A 21,637-nucleotide genomic window follows, 5' to 3' on the forward strand; every position below is an offset into this window, starting at 1 on the left:
CGTTGTCGTGATGTCGTGTTTAATTTGATTCATCATTGCCAGCTCATCGGCAATTCGATTAAACTTACCCTTCACCTAATCAGTCGGTTACCTAGACCACAAGCGCGGATCAATCACTAATGGTTTCTCGTCAACGATCCGAATCAATTCATAGCTGGCATGAGCCGGATGCAGTAAGTAGTTGAGACCATCCGGCATCACTGAAGAAGGTACTCCCAGCGCTAAGACATCAGGCTTCGCTAACCACTGGACTAGAATCTGTTGGCTTCTGCTATAGGTATTCTCCTGACAATAAGAAGGGAGATCAGCTGCTTGTAGGATTCGTTGACTAGCATCACTAATCTCCAGACTGAATAATCGATACGCAGGCAGTTCATCATAAGCCACTTGCGGCATATGCACTAAGATTTCAACTAAGGCTAAAGCGGGGTGTTCAGCTGTATAGAGGATTCCCACACCCGGAGGATTCCAGCGTCCCCCGTTTAGCCACGTTCCCGTAATATCCAAGGGACGATCAGCATATTTCTGCCGTACGACTCGATAGACTATGGCCATCTCTTACCCAAAGATACCATAATCGATCCGACCTAGCACACGGTCCACCAGTGTGTAGCCTGTAACGGTATCCAGCGTCTGTAAAGGCGTCTGATAGTCTAGCTCTCGCAAGGGAGTCCTTAACCAACCCAAAACAGTAGATGTTCGCCCTTCAAAGGTATCTAAGGCGTGGCGTAGTAGATTCTCCAGCAGCAGAAGACGCTCAGAGGCATCTTGACTGATGCGTTGTTCCGTCTTGAGACGATGAAGATAGGAGGCTGACAGGCCTAAAGCAGCGGCCATTTCTTTATCGGTTAACCCCACAAGCTTAGCCACCCGATCAGCTTCGGTTCGCAGCACCCTTTGTCGACTGCGGATGATAATCTCCTGTTCGCTAAAGAGTTTACTCATGAGTGAGTGATTAAGTAAAGTGATGGGTAAGGCTAGAGCCATAGTAATGAACTTTTAGACTAAGCTAACTACAAAAGTTCACTTTATAAAGTTCATGTCGGCCTTCAGAGTCAACCAGTTTGCCTTGCTTTGAAAAGGTTGCCCCAATGACTATAGCTTACTGGAAGGCATTTCCCTACGTCAGAAGCCTTTCAAGAAAGAGTAGCTCAAGTCGAATCAGGTTGATAATTAAACTGTATCTTTTCGTGAATGATTACGGGTTAATCAGTTATATGGAGAGTGTTCAGTAAAGTGTGTCAAGTTATGATTTGCTAACTTGACAATCAAATGGATATAAAAGGAGATAAAAACGGCTTTGATTATGAAGCCTTTCGCCAGGAAACCATCGCTAAGATGCTAGCGGGCGAGAAGGAACTGACAGGCAAAGATGGTCTGTTGGCTCCATTATTGAAAGATTTACTTGATGCTGCCCTATCGGGTGAGATGCAGGCTCACCTTGAGCAAAACCGGCCTAACCGACGTAACGGCAGCAAGGCCAAGCAGGTCAAGACCGGGCATGGTCCAGTCGAGATAGCGATGCCGCGTGATCGGGATGGCTCGTTTGAACCAAAGATCATCGGCAAGCGGCAAACGACCCTAGGCGAAGGCTTGGACAACCGCATTCTTTCCCTCTACAGCAAGGGCATGTCCTATGAAGACATCCAGGAACACCTGGAGGATTTATATGGCTTGGAGATCAGCACCGGCCAGTTATCAACCATCACCGACAAAATACTTCCTATCGTTGAGCAATGGCGTTCTCGCCCCTTGGAACCGGTTTATGCCTTTGTGTGGCTGGACGCTGTACATTTCAACGTAAGGCAAGACGGTAAAGTCATCAGTAAAGCCGCCTACAACATCTTAGCGGTTGATTTACAAGGACGTAAGGACTTACTAGGCATCCACATCGGTGATGCCGAAAGTGCCCGTTTGTGGCTCTCCACCCTGACTGATTTACAGGCCAGAGGGGTCAAAGACCTATTAATCTGCTCGATTGATAACCTCTCTGGGTTTGGTGATGCCATCGAAACAGTCTACCCCAAAGCTGATGTGCAGCTTTGTTTGGTACATCAGGTGCGCACATCAATGCGGTATGTGGTCTGTAAGGATCAGAAAGCGGTGGCAGCTGATTTAAAACCCATTTATCAGTCGGCTACTGTAACTGGGGCGGAACAAAAGCTGGCTGATTTTACAGACCGATGGGGGCAGAAGTATCCGTTGGTTGTTGAAAGTTGGCAACGGAATTGGTTGCGCTTAACTCGATTTTTTGAGTATCCAGCCGCTATTCGTAGGGTGGTCTACACGACCGCTCCGGCGGCCCGGCAACACAGTTGACGGCTTCCATCGGCAAATACGGTGTGTAACTAAATCGAAAGGAGCTTTTTCGTCTGAGACGGCCTTATTGAAGTTGCTTTATTTGACGACCCAACGCATCATCAGTGGCTGGCAGTTACCCTTGCAAAATTGGGCCGTAACACTCCAACAATTGACAATATTGTTTGAAGATCGTGTCCGAAAGCACATTACAATCTGAGGAAATGACACACTTCATTGAACATTCCCAGAAAACCTATAATTATGGTACTTTATATTTGTTAAATAGAACTATCTCTTCGTATGATTTTCTTCTCTCTTACTGTTTCACGATCTTCTTAGCTATTCGTTGTCCCTGCACGATACTCCGCACGAAATAGACACCGCCAGATAGATTAGAAACGACGAACCGGGTGTTGTTAAAACCAACTTTCGCATTCAGTGAATTACTTTGTTTAACATTTCCCTGATTATCAATCAGATCAAACGTAATATTCATCTGCTCAATGGCGCTGAAATATTTCAGTTCGATTATGTCGGTTGTTGGGTTCGGGTAGGCCTGCACCGAGAGCGTAGCAATGTCTTCTCCTTCGCCGGTCGGCGATATTCCCAACTGAGCCTGTTTTTGTTTCAATACCTCGTCTAGCTTAATGATACCACTCATTTGCTCGATCGGGAGAGCCGACAACGTAGCGCGCTGGCCAGAACGGGTATAAAAACTATTCCGAATGTGCAACGCCATTTTTGATTCCGCAAACTGCAGGAATGGGTCATCGTTTGCTAATACGTTTACCTGTTCCGAGCTGCCTCCCTTTCCTTTAAAGGTGAACAAAGCCACCGGTTCTCCTTTCGTGAACGTACCATAATTGGTTTCTGACGGGGATTTGCCAATTATATAGTAAGCCCATCCAGAATCCCCGGTAAAACCTTCAGGCGCCACTAGTTTGTAGGGACTCTTTTCCCAGCTACCTTTCAGATCGCGGATATCCGTTAAAACAAAACTGGCAGGTACTTTCAGGGAAAATTGTGCCGTAGCGCCCCGGTCTTCTGATTCCGGATTGTTGGCGTTCGGAGTATCATAGCCCGGAACGATCCAGGCTGTGAACAGCCCCGTCGCCGGATCATGTGTCACCATAAACCGGACATCACTGTTCGATACCATAACATTTGATTGCGCCCAGGTCAGTGTTGCACTAAGCCAGATAAAAAGAAGACTAATGTATTTCATGGTTATTAGTTAGTTTTAGTACGTACCGTTTCCGACTGATTCTGTACTTATTTAGTTCTACTCACAATAAAGGGAACACACTTGGGTGGCGGGCAGCAATCGCCAGCTTCGACGATGATTGGGCAACAACCCCCGATTGGACACGCGCCACTGGACGAGGTTACTGTATAAACTCCCGCCTGCGATAAGGAGAAAGAATTCCCCGTTCCTACCAGATTTCCATCTCTGAACCAGCGAACGTCCTGATAACTGCTGGGTACGTTCGCGACGACTGTATTGTCGGCACAAAGACGTATCGGAACACTGGTACAGGCCGATGCGGTATTGTTAGCAATATTGAGTTCCTGACTGCCCGTTGCACTTACCTCAGCGGTGTTAACCAGAACACCTTCAGTTTGTACCCGAACCGTCAATACCAACGTAGCAGTTGCACCGGGAGCCAGATCACCGACCGTCCAAAGGCCAGTTGCGGGGTCGAAACTACCCTGAGAAGAAGTCGGGGTTCCGAGCAGTACTACTGAGTTGTTACGTGTGAGCGTATCAGTCACAAAAACGCCAATAGCATTACCAGGCCCCAGATTCTGAACCGTCAGGCTGAAACTGACACTGCTGCCAATAGCTGTTACTGACTGACTGGAATGCTTAGTAATAAGCAGATCGGTGGATGGAGTTGAACCTCCCAGCACCGTCAAACTTATCTGCGCCGACGAGCAAACGGCGGTCTGAGTCTGGTCGCAAATGGTGTAGGAGAAAACAACTGGTCCGCTGAATCCAGCAACAGGTACATAGTTTAACGTACCGTCAGGGTTAGTCGTAGCTGTGCCGGAATTGGGTGTGCCTACCGTCAGAATGACACTCGTTGCACTCACTGGCTGTGCGTTACGTGTGTCGTTTGCCAGTACAGGAATGGTGACCGACGTACCAGCCGTTAATGTTTGGCTATCAGGGTTCGCCAGCAGTGTTGAACACTGCGCAGACGGACCTACCAGCAGTTGAAACTGCTCGAGTGGATTCTGATTGCCATTCTGCGTCTGCGGTTGCCCCGAAGTCGAATAAAAGCTGTTTGCTACGTTGAACGAATACTGCTGATTGGCCACCGCAATAAATAGGTTTCCAGGTTCCAATGGGCTGACAGGCCCAAAACAACCGTTTCCTTTAAACGTAAACAGGGCAACCGGTGTACCGCTGACAAATCGACCGTAGTTGGTTGGGGATGGCACCTTACCAATCACATAATAATTGATCGTCGGGTCGAGTCCTAATCCTGACCAGACCTGACCAGCATTACCCGGACCGAGTTTCAGGGGTGCTTTCTCCCAAATTCCATTCACATCAGTGATGTCTGAAATGACAAAAGAAGCCGGGACTTTAAGCGTAAACTGGGCTGTTACACCTTGTTCCAGTGTATCAGCATTGTTCTCGTTTGGAAGATTATACTGAGGCACAACCCAGGCCGTGTAGCGGCTGGTTACCTGGTCATAGGTGACCTGAAAGCCCACAGCATATGGAGACAGTTGGGCATAACTTATCCCAATGTCTAGTAGTAAAAAGAGCCAAATCAGTGTGATTACTAATCGTTTCATCGGCATGGCGGTTTTCAACGGTTATAAAATAGGTCAGCCTGGCCATCCAGGCTGACCCCTGATCGATTACGGCAATTGTTCTCGAATCGCAAAGAAGGACTGCCGGAAGCTATTGCCCGGATGGTTCTTAACCACGTTCGAATAAATAAATTCTACATCATTACCTGTACCCTGGAAAACCACGAATCCATCCATGTTCACGTCGCCCAGGTAATAGCCTTTTAGCCGGTAGAAAGGTCTGCCTAGCCTATTGTCGGGTGCGTTAATGACCTGCTGATAAGTTTGGTTGACATCGTTATTCGGCCCCTGATAAAGCACCACATTGTGAGGAAAACTGGCCGCATTATCGTTTAAGGCATTACCCGCCCACATCGCAACGCCCTGCTGTACCAAAACCTGCGCCTGATCAAGCACTACCTGTGTGTAGCTGGTCGTACCGGAATTGGTATAAGTCGGCGTACTGGTGTTGCGGAAGTCGATCGTAACGGGCGTAGGTGATAAGGCCAGAGCCGCCTGAGTCATCACACCCAGGTGGTTGCGGTGACGTATTGCTACGTAGTAATTACCCGTTAAGGCCTGATTGAAGGTCAGCGAAGAAACGCCGTCCACGTCCACTACGTCGCCATCTCGCTGAAGCAGAGCCGCCCGGCTGTCAATGATGGTAGACATACTGGTAGGCGAGCGAAGTTCGACGAATACCCAGTCTACAATGGCATTGTTACCCGTAACGGACGTCACGCCGGAAGTCAATCCACCAACGGGCGTAATGGGGTTCAGGGTTGTATATGGATGATTCGTCGGTAGTAAACCCAAATTCCGCAGATCGTCGCGCATGAGTGTACTCGACGTAACACCGAAAAGTGCACCCTGTAAATAAACCTGCGGCAGCAACTGAACAATCGGAGCACGTATCACTGCTGCCGTTGTTACCGTTGCTACGTTGTTGGCAGGAGTCGCGTCGCCAGCAGGTACGACCGTATTCACCGTAAACGTTTGCGGCTGGCCGACAGTAGCTAAACCCGCTACAACCGGAATCGTAAGGGTTTCGCTGGTAAGCGTCGTCAGCGAAACCGACTTGACGCAGGTAACCAGCTGCCCACTGACCGAGCAGGTGAATCCGTTGGACGTAGTAAATCCAGGAGCGACTGATACGTTGGCGGGCAGCGTGAGTGTCACAGATACCGGTCCGGCGTAGTTACCCGTTCCAACGTTACTTACGGTAATGGGCAAACCACTGGCCAACGTAGCAGTAAGGCTAGGCGCTGGCCCAAACGAAATGGACAGATCAACAGCACCGTTGGCCGGGAAGACAGTTATATAGGCGGTTGCAACTGTGCAGGCGGGGCCGGGGCCATTGTCGCAAACCTGATACACAAACGAGTCAGTTCCCGTAAAACCTGCATTTGGCGTATAAGTAAAGCTTCCCGTAGAGGTTAACAGCAGTGAACCAGAAGTAGTTGCTCTAACAGGTACCGTAAATACGGCCTGGATATTTCCTTCCAAATCCTGATCATTGCTCGACACAACACCGGTTACCGACGTACCGGCAAACGTACTATAGGCATCGTCATACGCATATGTCTGGTTTACAGCCGGATTTGACCGAACCGATACGGTGACCGTTGCCTGATCGCAAAGGACAGGTGATCCGTTATCACAAATCTGGTACGTAAATGTCTCGACGCCTGTAAAGCTGCTTACCGGTGAATAGGTGATGGTACCGTTGGCGTTGACCGTTACGTTACCGTTCACCGGAGATGTTACGATAATTGGCGTTCCAAGTGACTGACCGTCTGGATCACTATCGTTGGCCTTAACGTTAATGATTACCGGCGTATTAGGCGTTGTTGTGACCTGATCGTTCTGAGCAATCGGGCTGTCGTTGCCGTTGGGCGCGTTGTCGCGAACCTTGATCGATACCAATGCCGTAGCACATACCGCTCCTGTATTACAGACCTGATACGTAAAGGCATCATTTCCGGTAAAGCTCGTCGCTGGCGTATACGTGTAATTTCCGGCCGCTGTCAGTATCAACGTACCATTGGCCGGCGGCACAGTAGGCGTTATGGTTACCGTAAGCGGAAGTCCTGCTGATTCCCGATCGTTGGTCAGTACGTTCCCCGTAACGGATATATTTCTAACCGTCTGGTTGAAATCACCCTGCGGCAGCGGGCGGCTGGGCAATACCGTTACTGTAACCAGATTAGTCGAACACTGACCGGGCTGGGAAATATCACAGACCGTGTAACTGAACGAGTTGACACCAAAGAAAGCCGGCGTTGGTGTATACGTAATGGTTCCGTTTGGATTAACTACAGCCGTTCCATTGGCGGGCTGATTGGCCAGACTGACCGTTACGTTGGAAGCACTGGCAGGCAAGCCGTTACGTGTATCATTCGCCAGTACTGATACGCTGATGGGCGTTCCTGACGCCGTGGTTACCTGGTCAGGGTTGGTGATGATAACCGTGTTGACCGTGAGGCTGACCGCTGCCGACGAACACTGACCTGGCTGCGCAATATCGCAGATGGTATAGGTATACGAAACCGGTCCCGAGAAACCCGGCGCTGGGGTGTACGTAATCGTGCCATCGCCATTGACCACCGCCGTACCAATAGCTGGAGGAGTGCCAAGGCTAACCGTTACGTTGGTCGTACTGGCCGGTAATCCGTTACGTGTGTCGTTGGCAAGTACGGTTGTCGTGACGGACGTTCCAGCGTTGGTTGTCGACTGATCGGGCGTAGCCACAATGACCGCATTTACGGTCAGGCTGACTGCTGCCGACGAGCATATGGTTGTCTGACCAGGGGCGCAAATGGTGTACGTAAACGAAGCAGGTCCTGAATACCCGGCTGGTGGCGTATAGGTAATCGTACCATTTGCGTTTGGTGTGGCCGTACCGATGGTCGGTTGAACACTAACCGTTACGGTAACTGTACCACTGATGGGCTGACCATTCTGAGTATCGTTGGCCAGCACCGACAGGCTGGCAGGAATTCCCGCCGTTAGTGAATAACTGTCCGGATTCGCCTGAAGAACCGCGCATTGGGCAGCCGGTCCGGTAATGGCACGAAACTGTTCGAGCGGTGCCTGATTTCCCCCCGACGGCTGACCCGAACGGGAATAAAAGCTGTTTGCTACGTTAAAGGACAAATCGGTGTCAGCAGCCAAAATAAATGGGTCGCCGGGTGGCAACGGAGTAATTTCACCAAAGCAACCGTTGCCCGTAAATTCGAACAGTCCAATCAGCGCACCCGGTGTAAATTTTCCGTAGTTTACTTCGTTAGGTGCCTTACCAATGACGAAGTAATTATAATTCGGATCGAGCGCCGTTGTGTACGTTTGATTGGGATTACCCGGTCCTAACCGAATCGGCTGTTTATCCCAGCTACCGTTCAAATCATAAACGGCAGTAATGGAAAACGACGCGGGCACTTTAATGGTAAACTGCGCCGTACCGCCAAGCTCATCTTCGCCCGTATTATAGGAATTGGAGTTCGGCGTAGAGTAGTTCGGCACCACATAGGCGATATACCGCCCACGGGTTGCATCATAAGTGATTCGATAGTCGACGGTGTTAGGCGACTGCTGGGCCCTGGCAAGGTAGCCGCCAAGTAGAAAATACACCAAGATTAAACACGTAGATAGCTGTTTCATTGGTTTGTAACGTTTGTGATTGACACCATTTTAGTTTGAGAGCTAGCGTTAAATTTTTCTTGATTGGCTTTTATGGAACTTGTTCACGGATGACGAAGAAGGGCACCCGTATTACGTTGCCGGGATGGTTCTTCACAATGTTTTGATAGATGTATTCGATATCATTGTTCGTCCCCTGGAAGATTACCTGACCATCCATATTGACGTCTCCCAGGTAATAGCCCTTTAGTCGGTAGAAGGGTCGCCTTAACGTATTTTCGGGCGCACCGATAACCTGCTGATAGACCTGGTTGACATCGTTATTAGGCCCCTGATAAATGACCAGGTTATGAGGTTGATTGGCCGCATTATCGCTTAAGGCATTACCCGCCCACATCGCAACGCCCTGCTGTACCAAAACCTGCGCCTGCTCGCGAGTCGTCTGGGTATAGCTGGTCGTACCTGAGCTGGTAAAGGTTGGCGTATTGATATTGCGGAAGTCAACCGTAACGGCCGTTGACGAAAGGGGCAGGGCCGATTGGCTCATCACACCCAGGTGGTTGCGATGACGTACCACTACGTAGTAATTACCCAGCATTGTCTGGACGAAGCTCAGCGACGAGACACCATCGACCTCCACAATGTCGCCATCCCGTTGAAGTAGAGCCGCCCGGCTATCCAACGTAACACGAGGATCATCTTCCGACCGAAGTTCAACGAATACCCAATCCACAATGGCATTGTTACCCGTAACGGAGGTCACGCCGGAAGTCAATCCACCAACGGGCGTAATGGGGTTCAGGGTTGTATACGGATGATTCGTCGGTAGTAAACCCAAATTCCGCAGATCGTCGCGCATGAGTGTTCCCGACGTAACACCGAAGAGCGCGCCTTGTAAAAAAACCTGCGGCAACAGCCGAACCGTAGGCGGCAATGGCTGAACCAGTACCGAAACCGTCGCTATGTCGCACAAGCCAGCCGTGTTGCACACCTGATACGTAAAGCTGTTAGGGCCGGTAAAGCCAGCGGCTGGCGTGTAGGTATAGCTTCCCGCCGGACTCATCACCACTGTTCCACTGCCGGGTTGACCTGTTGTATAAGTTAATGCCAGACCCTGAGGGTCAAAATCATTTCCCGAAACCGTTCGGATTGTCGGTGCATTGACCTGCGTCAGGACAAAATCATCTACGCTCACCGGGGCTAACGTAGTGCCTGTAGGTGGAGTAGCCAGTACGTTCACCGTTACCGTGGCAGTGGCACATAAGGCCGGTGTTGCGCGGTCGCAAATGCGGTATGCAAAGCTGGTTACGCCGGTAAACGTAACGGGCGGGGTGTACGTGATCGACCCGTCGCCATTGACTACTGCATTACCCTGAGCAGGCTGAGCAATCAGCGTTGGATTGGTTAATTGCCCATTAAGCGACGTAGCACTATTGGGGTCTGTATCGTTTGCCAGTACAAATACCGTTACGGCCCGGTTCTGAAATGCTCGTATATTGTCGTTAGTAGCAATCGGTTTCGCATTGCCCCCATCCGGATCGGCTTCTACATTGATACTTACGCAGGCACTACTGCTTAATCCCGCCGAATTGCTGGCACTGTAGCAGAAACTAGCCACACCAATAAAGTCGGCAGATGGTATAAACGTATAACTTCCATCGGGATTAAGTGTAACGGTGCCACTCATCGGCGATCCCAGCAACGTAGCAGTAAGCGGTAAGCCCTGTGGATCGCGATCGTTCGTCAATACGTTCCCCGCCACAGCTACGTTTGGCTGTGTAGTGGCTACGTCCGACAGCGTAATAGGACTCAACGCCGTAACCGTTATTGTTGCCGTCGCCGTGGCACAGGTGGGCGTACCAAGTTGGTCGCAGATTTGGTAGGTAACTGTATACGACCCCTGAGCCGTTCCTACTGCTACGTCTATTGAACCAGTCGTGGGGTTGAGGGTAATGCCCGTCGGGTACGTGCCTACCTGCGTTAACGTAGCATTACCGCCCGCACCTAACGTAGCGGGTAAGCCATTGACTACGTCGTTGGCCGCTACGTTGATTATAGCTGCTCCTCCGCTGCCACTACCTACTGTCCCTGAATCAGGATTAGCTGTAACGCTGGACGTAACAGTAATCGTGACCGTTGTGGTCGCACAAGTTGGCGTAGTTAATAAGTCGCAAATCTGGTAAGCAACAGTATAGTTTCCGGGAGCTGTACCAACCGCTACACTTACAGAACCTGTAGTGATGTCCAGCGTGATACCCGCTGGATACGTGCCAACTGTAGCTAACGTAGCATTTCCGCCCACACCCAACGTAGCAGGTAAGCCATTCACTACGTCGTTGACCGCTACGTTCGCCACGGCGGTGCCTCCACTACCCGTACTTACCGTTCCAGTATCAGGATTAGCCGTTACACTTTGCGTAACGGTAATCGTGACAGTTGTGGTCGAACAGGTTGGGCCACCGAGCTTGTCACAAATCTGGTACACGACCGTGTAGGTTTCCGGTACGGTCCCCTGCGCTACGCTGACGGAACCCGTTTCGGTATCTAAGGTGATCCCCGTTGGATAGATGCCTACCGTTGACAACACAGCATTTCCACTCGCGCCCAACGTAGCGGGAATCCCATTCACTACGTCGTTGTCTGCTACGTTCGCGACGGCGGTACCACCACTACCCGCGCTCGCTGTACCCGCATCCGGGCTGGCAATGACACTAGCTGTGACCGTGATTGTTACGGATGTAGTCGCACAAGTGGGCGTAGTCAGTTGATCGCAAAGCTGATAGGCTATCGTGTAGGAGCCAGGGGTCGTTCCCTGTGCTATACTCACACTACCTGTTGTCGTATTTAATGTGATGCCTGCGGGATACGTACCGACTGTGGCTAACGTAGCATTTCCACCTATTGTAGCCGGTACTCCATTCACGACGTCGTTGGCCGCTACGTTGGCAACAGCCGTTCCTCCTGTACCCGCACTTATCGTACCCGCATCCGGGTTGGCCACTATACTAGCCGTAACTGTTACGTTGACCACACCCGTTGTGCAGGTCGTGGTACCTAAAGTGCTGCACAGCGAGTAAACCAGCGAGTAGGTGCCCGGTGTAGTTCCCTGTGCCACACTTACACTGCCAGTTGTGGTGTTCAGAGCGATACCGGCTGAGCCACTGCTTACTACACTCAGGCTGGAGTTGGTGGTACTGGCGGGCTGGCCGTTGACCACATCATTGGCGCGCACATCAGCCACCGCAACTCCACCCGTACCGGCACTAGCCGTACCTGCATCTGTGTTGGCAACAGCAGTAGGTGTGACGGTGATAGCAACAGTGGTAGTAGCACAAGTTACGGGGGTAAGCAGGTCGCAAATCTGGTAGCCAAGGGTGTAACTACCGGGCGTAGCGCCGACAGCTACGCTGATGCTACCAGTGGTGGTATTTAGGGTGATCCCGTTCGGATACGTGCCAACAGCCGCAATAGTCGCATTGCCGCCGGTGCCCAGTACCGCTGGGTTGAGATTGACCAGATCATTGGCCGCCACATTCAGGACAGCCACCCCGCCCGTGCCGGCGGATACAGTACCGCTGTCCGGCACCGGACTGACGCAGGAAGAAACCGTTACCGTCACCGTTGTTGGCAGCGACACACAGCCCTGAGCCGATGTAGCGGTGACGGAATATTGGGCTGTACCCAGTCCGGCTGTGAAACTGGCTACGTTGCCGGTTATGCCGCTTACATTGGTCGAAAAGGCATAATTAGTGCCGCCACCTGCTGTCAGGCTGATGGGTTGGCCGTAGCAGATCGTGGGCGAATTGACAGCCAGTGTAGCTATCGGCAGCGGATACACCGTCACATTGGTACTGGCCGTCGCCGTGCAGCCATTGGTATCGGTCACCAGTACCCGGTACGTTCCTGACTGGGCTGGTGTCGGGTTCGGCACTACCACCGGATTTGCTGTACCGAGGTTGCCGTCCGGCCCACTCCAGGCATAGCTGACATTGCTGACCGGATTGGCCGTCAGGTTGATCGGCTGGCCGGTACAGTAGGTGGTACTACCGGTTATCGAGACAATCGGCGGAGACGGCACTGGGTTGATGGTGACGCTGGTAACCGGCGATTCGCAGCCGGTCGCGCTATTCTTTACCCTTAGTTGATAGACATCCGGTTGAAGGCCCGCCTGCGATGCCGAAGCCTGATACGAAATCCCGTTGTTGAAGCTATACTGTACGCCCGATGCCGGGGTCAATACCTGGATAGTGCCGGTCAGGGTAATGCAGGTTGGCTGGGTGACACTGACCGTTGGTGCACTCGGCAGCGGATTGGTGGGCAAGGTTACGTTAGATGTCGCCGTACAGCCATTGGCATCGGTTACCACCACCGAATAACTGCCGCCACTTAGCCCGGTCAGATTGGGCGTGGTCTGGACCAGAGGCCCCGCAGCGGCACTCCACGAGTAGGCGTAGGAAGGTGTCCCGCCCGTTGTTGAACTGGTGATGGTTCCGGTGGCCTGACCCGCGCAAACCGACCCGCTCCCGGTCAGCGAAACAGCCAATAACGGCGGTTGTGTGATGGTGGCAGTCTGCGTCAGCGAACAGCCATTGGCATCGGTTACTACCACCGAGTAACTTCCAGCTACTGCAGTGAGTGTGCTGGCACCGGTCGTTTGCGTCGATGAGATGAGGCCGCTGGTATTATAATAACTGATGGTATAGGGTGTTGTGCCGCCGTTCGTCGTAACCGTGATGGTACCCTGTCCGCCAAAGCAGCGGGCATTGGCTGTCTGTGTATTGACGGCCAGCGGATTGGGGGTCATGACCATCACGGTAGCCGTGTTGCTCAGACAGCCGCTGGCATCCGTCACGACCAGACTATAGGTATCAGCAGTACTGAATGTCGGGTTGGGCGAAGTCGAAATAACGCCGGCGGCACCCGAGCGATACCAGGCATAACCGACCGGTGGTGAGCCGCCCGTCACCTGCGTGGCAATCGCTACGGAAGGCATATTATTTGAACAAACGATGCTGGTGTTGAGAATTTGCGCCAATGGCGTTGGTTTGACCGTCACATTCTGGCTAGTTACGGCGGTACAGCCATTGGCATCCGTCACCCGCACCTGATACGTACCAGAGTTGGCGGTAGTGCTGTTGGGAATAATCAGCGGATTACTACTTCCTAGATTGCCGCCTGGCCCGCTCCAGGCATAGGAAAGACCTGTGGTAGGGCTGGCTGTTAATGAAATAGGTTGTCCGGCGCACAGGGAAGTACTGCCCGAAATGGTTGGCTGGGGCAGGGCGTTTACCGTAACCGTGCCGGTGGCTACTGCCGAACAGCCCAATCCAGACGTGACCGTTACCGAATACGGATTTACGCCCACGACGGTTGGAGCAACGATTAAAATCCCACTCGTATTCGAATTACCGGGGCCAAACCGATAACTGGCTCCTCCCGTCGCTGTCAGTGTTACGCTGGTGCCATTACAAATCGATGCCGATGAGAGCGTGGCCGTCACCGAGGCATTCACGGTAACCGTTGCTGTACTCGTCGTACAGGCGGGGGTGCCAATGGTTGAACAAAGCTGATAAACCAGGGTATGGGAGCCTGCTGCCGTGCCGGTGGCTACATTGATGGCCCCCGTGGTTGTATTCAGCGTAATGCCGGTTGGATAGGTGCCTACGCTGGTTAGTACCGCGTTGGTACCCAGCACGGCCGACTGCCCATTGACCAGGTCATTGGCCGCCACATTATTGACTACTATGCCCGTACAAATTGTTCCGCTGTCGGGCGTGGGGACAACGCTAGGCACGATCGTCACGCTTACCGTCGTGGTGGAGCAGGTGGAGGTCAGTTTATCACAAATCTGGTAGGCTATAGTATAGGTTCCCGGTGTTGTACTCAACGCGACGCTGACCGCACCCGTCGTCGTGTTCAGCGTAATGCCGGTGGCGTAGGTGCCTGACAGGGAAAGAGTCGCATTACCTCCACTACCCAGCGTGGCTGGCAGCCCGTTAACAAAATCATTGGCGGCTACGTTAGCTACGGCCGTGCCACCCGTTCCCGAAGAAACTGTGCCTGCATCGGGGTTGGCGACTACGCTGGGAGTGACCGTTACGTTGGCGATACCCGTCGTGCAGATAACGGTGCCTAACGTGCTACATAGTGAATAAACTAAGGAATAACTTCCCGGAGTGGTGCCTTGCGCTACACTCACGCTACCCGTTGTGGTGTTGAAGACCAGACTCGCTGAACTGGTACTAACCAGGCTCAGGCTAGAGTTTGCACTGGTCGCAGGCAAGCCGTTGACCAGATCATTCGCACGTACATTAGTAATAGCGGTTCCACCTGTACCCGAAGAAACTGTGCCCGCGTCGTTGGTGGCGGTGATGCTGGGTGTAATGGTGATGGCTACAGTGGCCGTAGCACAGGTGACGGGTGTCAACTGGTCACAAATCTGGTAGACGACAGTGTAATTGCCCGGTGTGGTACCCACTGCTACGTTGATGCTGCCGGTACTCGCATTCAGCGTGATGCCAGATGGATAGGAGCCCACCGTCGTCAACGTAGCGTTACCACCGGAACCCACCGTAGCCGGTACGCCATTCACTACGTCGTTGGCCGCTACGTTGGCGACCACTGCACCGCCCGTACCCGCGGAGATTGTGCCCGCATCTGGGTTGGCCACTACGCTGGCCGTCACCGTTACGTTTGCCACACCCGTTGTGCAGGTTGTCGTGCCCAAGGTGCTGCACAGCGAGTAAACCAAAGAGTAACTTCCTGGTGGAGTGCCTTGTGCTACACTCACACTCCCGGTTGTGATGTTGAAGACCAGACTGGCGGAACTGGTACTAACCAGACTTAAACTCGAATTGGTGGTACTGGAGGGCTGGCCGTTGACCACATCGTTGGCGCGCACATTGACCACAGCCGTACCGCCCGTACCAGATGAAACCGTGCCAGAATCTGTGTTGGCAGTTACGCTCGGTGTAATGGTGATGGCTACATTGGCAGTAGCACAGGTGGGCGTTGTTAGTCGATCGCAAATCTGATAAACGACTGTGTAATTGCCCGGGTTGGTGCCCACTGCTACGTTAATACTACCGGTGCTCGTGTTAAGGGTAATACCTGCTGGATACACACCTACCGTTGCCAACGTAGCATTACCGGGGCCGCTCAACGTAGCGGGCACTCCATTCACTACGTCGTTAGTCGCTACGTTGGCGACCGCGATACCGCCAGTTCCGGCAGAAACAGTACCCGCGTCAGGATTAGCGACCACGCTGGGTGTGACTGTAATCGTAACGGTTGTAGTCGCACAAGTAGGCGTACTGAGTCGGTCGCAAATCTGGTAGACGACCGTATAGGTGCCCGGTGCTGTTCCTTGGGCTACGCTTATACTACCCGTCGTGGTATTGAGGGTAATGCCGGTCGGATAGGTACCCACAACAGCTAACGTAGCGTTTCCAGCTCCTAACGTAGCGGCTACACCATTCACAAAATCATTGGTTGCTACGTTGGCTACAGCGACGCCACCTGCGCCCGCGCTCACGGTGCCTGCATCTGCTACAGGTGCTACGTTGGCCGTCACCGTTACGTTGGCGATACCCGTTGTGCAGGTAACAGTTCCCAGCGTGCTGCACAAAGAATAGACCAGCGAGTATGTCCCCGGTGCGGTGCCTTGTGCCACACTCACACTGCCGGTGCTGGTGTTCAGAAAAAGGCTTGCGGAACTGGTGCTGGCCAGGCTCAGACTGGAGTTCGCACTGGTGGCGGGTAATCCGTTGACCAGATCGTTGGCGCGTACGTTGGTGATGGCAGTTCCACCCGTACCGGCACTCACGGTTCCCGCATCGACAGTAGCGGTGATACTGGGAGTGATGGTAATGGCCACAGTTGTGGTGGCACAGACAGGCGTAGTGAGTTGGTCACAGAGCTGGTAAACCAGCGTGTAGTTACCCGGCGTGGTGCCCACTGCTACACTAATGCTACCAGTACCTGAAATGAGGGTAACACCAGGTGGGTACGTACCGACCTGAGACACCGTAGCGTTGCCACTGGCTCCTAACGTAGCGGGTAACGTATTGACAATATCATTGGCTGCTACGTTGGCGACGGCAGTACCTCCCGTACCGGCACTCACGGTTCCCGCATCAGGTCTGGCCGTTACGCTGGAACTGACTAATGGAGAGATCGTAGCCGCATTATTCGTTACGCTTACTTCGGCCGTGGTCGTGGTTACGAGCGCACTGAAGCTCAATGTCGTTCCAGCCGTAGCAACCCCTGGTGTTATAGGTACTGTTATTGTTGTACTGGCACCGTTTGAGAGTATAGCTGAGCTGGAGCACGCTACGTTCGGCCCCGACGTGGTGCAGGCAAAACCACCACTTGTGAATGATGCGGGCGTAGCGACATTCGCCGGAACAATCAGTGTTGCCGTGATGGGACCGCTGGTGGCAGCCGAACCGATGTTACTGATGGTAATTGGCAAATTGCTGGTTTGGGCTACCAGTAACGAGGGAGTTGGTTGAGATAAAGAGAGTGACAGATCGGCCAGGCCAATCACGGCAACTGTTGACGAGCACGTACCGGATGCCTGTACCGAGGTAATCGTCAGTGAGCGTGTTCCGGTCGATCCTGAGCCGTTGTATATTATAGGAATCGACAGCGCCGTCTGGCTGGCGACGATCGTTGTGGTGACGGATGTTGGCGATGCGCTAAAACCAGGGCCGGTTACTGAAACGACGACCTGACCATCACGGTTGGTCGTGATCGGAATCGTTAAAATACCCGTTGAGGAATTATTGATTACGAACGTACCGGTTGCGGTTCCGTTACCGCAGGCCCCATAGGTGAAAGCGCCTTCTTTTACTCGCCATAAGACCTGCGTACCGTTGGCGTTTGTCGGGTAAGCGGTCAGTGGATTGGTTATACCAGCGCTAACCGGTCCAAATGCGTTCGGATTCGTGTCGATACTGCTAATCAGACCATCATCATCGTTATCGTTACCTGAGAGGGTTAGATTCGCTTCGTTTGTATCGGTTTTCGTGTCGTTATCACTATCCGTATCCAGGTAATCGGGGGTATCCGTTCCATCCGTGTTAACAGGAATGAGCCCCCCGGTAGACGAGTAAGCCGTAGGCAACCCCAACGCTGTTACTGTTGTGTTTGATGGACTATAGCCAATTGTTGACTGGGCTTCGATGTTATCTGGAATTCCATCGCCATCTGAATCCAGATCGAGTGCGTTGGCAATCCCGTCGTTATCGGCATCGGCCAGTAAACCTTCAGTATCGTCAACGATACCATCGTTATCGTCATCAATATCATTCGCATCAGCAACGCCGTCCTTATCGGTGTCAAGCACGGGCACACAGGTTGTGTTTGCGCCAAATACAACTGTACCATTCCCATCAAATGTGAAGTAAGAAAGCGCGTCGGTGCCAATATTATTATAGGTGATATCGAAATAGGGAAGTCCAACAAAGTTTAACGAAACGGCATATGTAGGGTTGTTATCGTTGTTTCCATTATCGGCCGTACCCTGAAAACGAAAACTAGTCGTCTGATCAATGACGGCTATTGACGTTGTGGCTGGTGAATTCAGTTTATAAGAATAAAGGGTCGCCTTATCCAGATCAATACTTTCGGTTCGGGTGACGGTTCCAATTATGTTGGTTGCCCGATCAAGGTCGGCTACGGTAAATGATCCCTGAAAAGGAACGGGCGTTGTTGTACCGGTTCTTACAACCGTCCAGCGAACACCGGCACTGACATTAGCTGCTATAATCTGGACCTGAGCCGCGCCACCAGTCGAGGCAAAATTGATGACATTGGACGTTGAATTGGTTGAACTGTTAATGCTGGTAACATCGGCAATAATATCAACGACCTGTCCACCTATCGTAGCTACATTACTGTATCGAGCCACCTTACTCGTTCCAGTGCCTGATTGTGATGGCGTACCAAATGTGAAGGACGTAAATCCGCTTTGACCCGGAACCGGACAGGGTGCTACCCGGATGCCTACTGTAGCCGACGTAACGGTTGTACAGAGGTTCGCATCAGTTACGGTTACGGAATACGTACCCGTTGTTACGTTACTTATGTTTTGTGTAGTGGCATTGGTACTCCACCGATACGTATACGGCGACCGCCCACCCGATACGATAAGATTTACCGCACCATCAGCCGCTGCTGAACTGCTGGTGTTGGTAACCATGGTCATTGCCGTTAATGCGCTGTACTGCACAAAGGGGTAATAAACGGAGGTGCTTGTGGCCGTTCCGGAGCCAGTAATGGCAATCTGAACTTCGTCGAAACTCAGTGTTGTCGTAATACCCAGTGCGCGCTGTCCTGGTCCCGCAAGTTGGGTCAGGTCTACTAATGGAGACGTATCAGATGATTCTCGAAGGGTTCCGTTTAAATACGTACGTATCGTTACCGCAGCCAACAGGTTGAGGGTCGTATTATTGGCAATTACAAAACCAGCAATGGCTCCACCTGGAAATGTGTTTGTTCCACTGGTAGCATTGGCACTTACCGAAATTTGCCCGCCACTCCCCGAAATATTTGACGAAGTAATGGTGGCAAAGTTGGACGTAATGCCATCTGCTACGTTCGCGGCATCGGCTACACTACCAACCCCAATAATGTTTGAAACACCACCATACCCGTTTGTACGAGCGGGTACTACTCCAGCAGTAGAATAGTTGGTCGTAATTAGATTTCGGTAATTACAGGGAATCGTCTGCGCCTTAACCGCTAACGGGCAGATAACAACTATCAACAGGGTGAACAAAATACTCACCCATGTCAACCGCATCATATAGTTGGGGTAAACTGTCCACTTCATAAAATAACGTGAGTATTATAATATGACTTAAACAGCTACAAATAGATGAGACTATTTAAGCCTATTTAAAAGCTTACTAGTATAATATCAGAGCGATCAGTTAAATATTCAATTTATTAGGGAGGAGCAAAAATAAATAAAATGTTTATTGATCATATTTTATGTTAACAAAAGTTATACTAATTGAATCGTTTAGGTGAGCAACGTCAAAAAAAGGTGACGAAAGGAAAGTCGGTAGAGAAGTGGATACGTTCTTTTGAGCGCTGGCCAAGGATGGTACCTCTTGTCAATTTTAGTGCCAAATGGCAACCTGGAAGGCCCACCAACCAGCTTAGAAAATTATCGGCTGAATAATGAAACAATTACGATAAACAAAATTTTAAGGGTTAGATAGTTGGGCTCTAAACGGTTAGGGTAGAAAACAGTATAAGTTCACTCACTAACGTTGGTTTACCATATGCACGCCTTAATACTTGTTGAGACTGATGAGTGGGGAACCGAACTGGAGTCGATTCTAGAATCGCTGGGCTATGAGCATACAAAGAGCACAAACGCTCTTGATATTGTTGCTATTCTTAAAGCCCAACCGATCGATCTGATCATTTGCGAAACGATAGTGAATGAAAAAGATACGATCACTTTGTTCCAGAATATACCAGAACTACAATGCTCAATCATATTTATTACTGATTCGCCCAGTGAAGAAACGTACGATCGAACGACGTACTTTGAGCGAGTCCGCTTTCTGGTCAAACCATTTCACCAGTTGACGCTACGTTCTATGGTGGACTCGCTGACCAGCACCACTACAGCGCCTATAGCCATAAGAGGGATTAAAGTACGTAGTTCAACAGGTCAGCGACTTTTGGTACCACTGGACAAAATTCTTTGGATTAGTACCGACAAAAACTACTCGATACTTCATGCCCGTCGGAACCGATACGTGTTAAAACAATCGCTAACGAAGCTCAGCAAACAACTGGACAGTCGCTTCGTGCAGGTACACAAAGGCTTCTGGGTAAACATCTACAGAATCACACAAGTACATTTAAGTCGTCGTCAAATATCTATAAATGAGTCAATTATACCTATTGGAAAAACCTATAGAAGTCAATTTGAAGAGCGTTTAATAGACCTCAAAAAGTCAGTTATATTTTAGAGACGAGGCATGTATTTTTATTGAACCATTACAGGTTCAATACGGCGTTTGGTTTTCCAACGTTCATATTTTCCCCGTAATAAATGTACTGCATTCATACCTCCACGCTTCTGACCAAAAAACTTCAGGAACAAAGTAGATTTATTAGGCTTCTCAGTAGGGTGATATGGTCCTAAAAATCCGGACACGATACTTTTTTAACTTCGTGTACCATGAATCAATCCCAACAACCAAAACGAAAGTATACCGCCGAGTTTAAAGCTGATGTGCTGCGGCTGGTTGCCAATGGTGAACCCATCATGGCGGTGGCTCGTAAGATGGGTATTAGCGACAGCCTGATTCACGCCTGGTGGAAGGCAGATGATAAAGCCGGGCCGCCGGAGCGGGGAAAAGTAGACGGATCAAAGCCTTCAACAAGAAGTCGACAGTTTACGTCGGCAACTACGGCAAACCGAAATGGAGCGCGAGATATTAAAAAAAGCCTTAGCCATTTTCAGCCGACAAACCTGATTCAGACTTACCGTTTTATTCAGTCGGAAGAAACCAATTTTACCGTTCGGGCACTCTGTAAACTGCTGGATGTCAGCAAAAGTGCTTACTACTCATATCGTAATGGCTCAACATGTTCCCAGTCTAATAGCAATCTAATCATGACAACCGCAATCGATAAGATCTTCTGCCGGGCCGACGGAGCGGGAAAACTCCCGACGCTATGGCAGCCGTCGCGTGCTGGAAGCCCTGAAAGAACAGCGTGTAAAGGTTGGTCGGCATCGAGTGCGTCGCTTGATGCAAGAGCAGAACTGGCGAGCTATTCAACCGCGTAGTCGCTTCGGCGATCCGATTCGTGCCTAAAACGACTGACTCCCGGCATGGCTTAACGGCTTGTGCGAATCGGT

At 51.2% G+C, this 21,637-nt stretch carries 8 protein-coding genes and 2 pseudogenes; 4 read left to right on the forward strand and 6 right to left on the reverse strand.

Features of this window, described 5'->3' with window-relative positions; all coding sequences use genetic code 11:
- Window positions 1–87 precede the first annotated feature (87 nt).
- Together IC229_RS32255 and IC229_RS32260 are read right to left on the reverse strand one after the other, a co-directional pair.
- Window positions 88–555: an RES family NAD+ phosphorylase gene (locus IC229_RS32255; protein ID WP_190892635.1), complete on the reverse strand. Its 468-nt coding sequence runs from the start codon at window positions 553–555 to the stop codon at window positions 88–90.
- Between the two features lie 3 nt (window positions 556–558).
- The gene (locus tag IC229_RS32260) at window positions 559–987 is read right to left on the reverse strand and encodes an antitoxin Xre/MbcA/ParS toxin-binding domain-containing protein (RefSeq protein WP_190892636.1); all 429 of its coding nucleotides are present in this window, start codon (window positions 985–987) and stop codon (window positions 559–561) included.
- Window positions 988–1,272: 285 nt separating this feature from the next.
- Here IC229_RS32260 and IC229_RS32265 point away from each other — a divergent pair.
- Window positions 1,273–2,518: pseudogene (locus tag IC229_RS32265) on the forward strand (IS256 family transposase).
- A 99-nt stretch (window positions 2,519–2,617) separates the two neighbouring features.
- Here IC229_RS32265 and IC229_RS32270 read toward each other — a convergent pair.
- From IC229_RS32270 to IC229_RS32285, 4 genes are all read right to left on the reverse strand, one after another.
- On the reverse strand, window positions 2,618–3,526 hold the full coding sequence (locus tag IC229_RS32270) for a T9SS type A sorting domain-containing protein (protein ID WP_190892637.1): 909 nt from the start codon (window positions 3,524–3,526) through the stop codon (window positions 2,618–2,620).
- Window positions 3,527–3,573: 47 nt separating this feature from the next.
- The gene (locus IC229_RS32275; RefSeq protein WP_190892638.1) at window positions 3,574–5,109 is read right to left on the reverse strand and encodes an Ig-like domain-containing protein; all 1,536 of its coding nucleotides are present in this window, start codon (window positions 5,107–5,109) and stop codon (window positions 3,574–3,576) included.
- A gap of 66 nt (window positions 5,110–5,175) precedes the next feature.
- The gene (locus IC229_RS32280; RefSeq protein ID WP_190892639.1) at window positions 5,176–8,766 is read right to left on the reverse strand and encodes an Ig-like domain-containing protein; all 3,591 of its coding nucleotides are present in this window, start codon (window positions 8,764–8,766) and stop codon (window positions 5,176–5,178) included.
- A gap of 70 nt (window positions 8,767–8,836) precedes the next feature.
- Window positions 8,837–19,582: an Ig-like domain-containing protein gene (locus IC229_RS32285; RefSeq protein ID WP_190892640.1), complete on the reverse strand. Its 10,746-nt coding sequence runs from the start codon at window positions 19,580–19,582 to the stop codon at window positions 8,837–8,839.
- A 457-nt stretch (window positions 19,583–20,039) separates the two neighbouring features.
- On the opposite strand from IC229_RS32285, the gene IC229_RS32290 reads away from it, so the two are divergent.
- From IC229_RS32290 to IC229_RS36230, 3 genes and pseudogenes are all read left to right on the forward strand, one after another.
- Complete coding sequence (locus IC229_RS32290; protein ID WP_190892641.1) at window positions 20,040–20,741, forward strand: LytR/AlgR family response regulator transcription factor; 702 nt, start codon at window positions 20,040–20,042, stop codon at window positions 20,739–20,741.
- 212 nt (window positions 20,742–20,953) lie between these two features.
- Window positions 20,954–21,094: pseudogene (locus IC229_RS36225) on the forward strand (transposase); the annotation flags it as partial.
- A gap of 373 nt (window positions 21,095–21,467) precedes the next feature.
- On the forward strand, window positions 21,468–21,593 hold the full coding sequence (locus tag IC229_RS36230) for an IS3 family transposase (protein ID WP_394355993.1): 126 nt from the start codon (window positions 21,468–21,470) through the stop codon (window positions 21,591–21,593).
- Window positions 21,594–21,637 lie beyond the last annotated feature (44 nt).

Origin of the sequence: Spirosoma profusum, assembly GCF_014699005.1 — a bacterium.
Taxonomy (GTDB): Bacteria; Bacteroidota; Bacteroidia; order Cytophagales; family Spirosomataceae; genus Spirosoma; species Spirosoma profusum.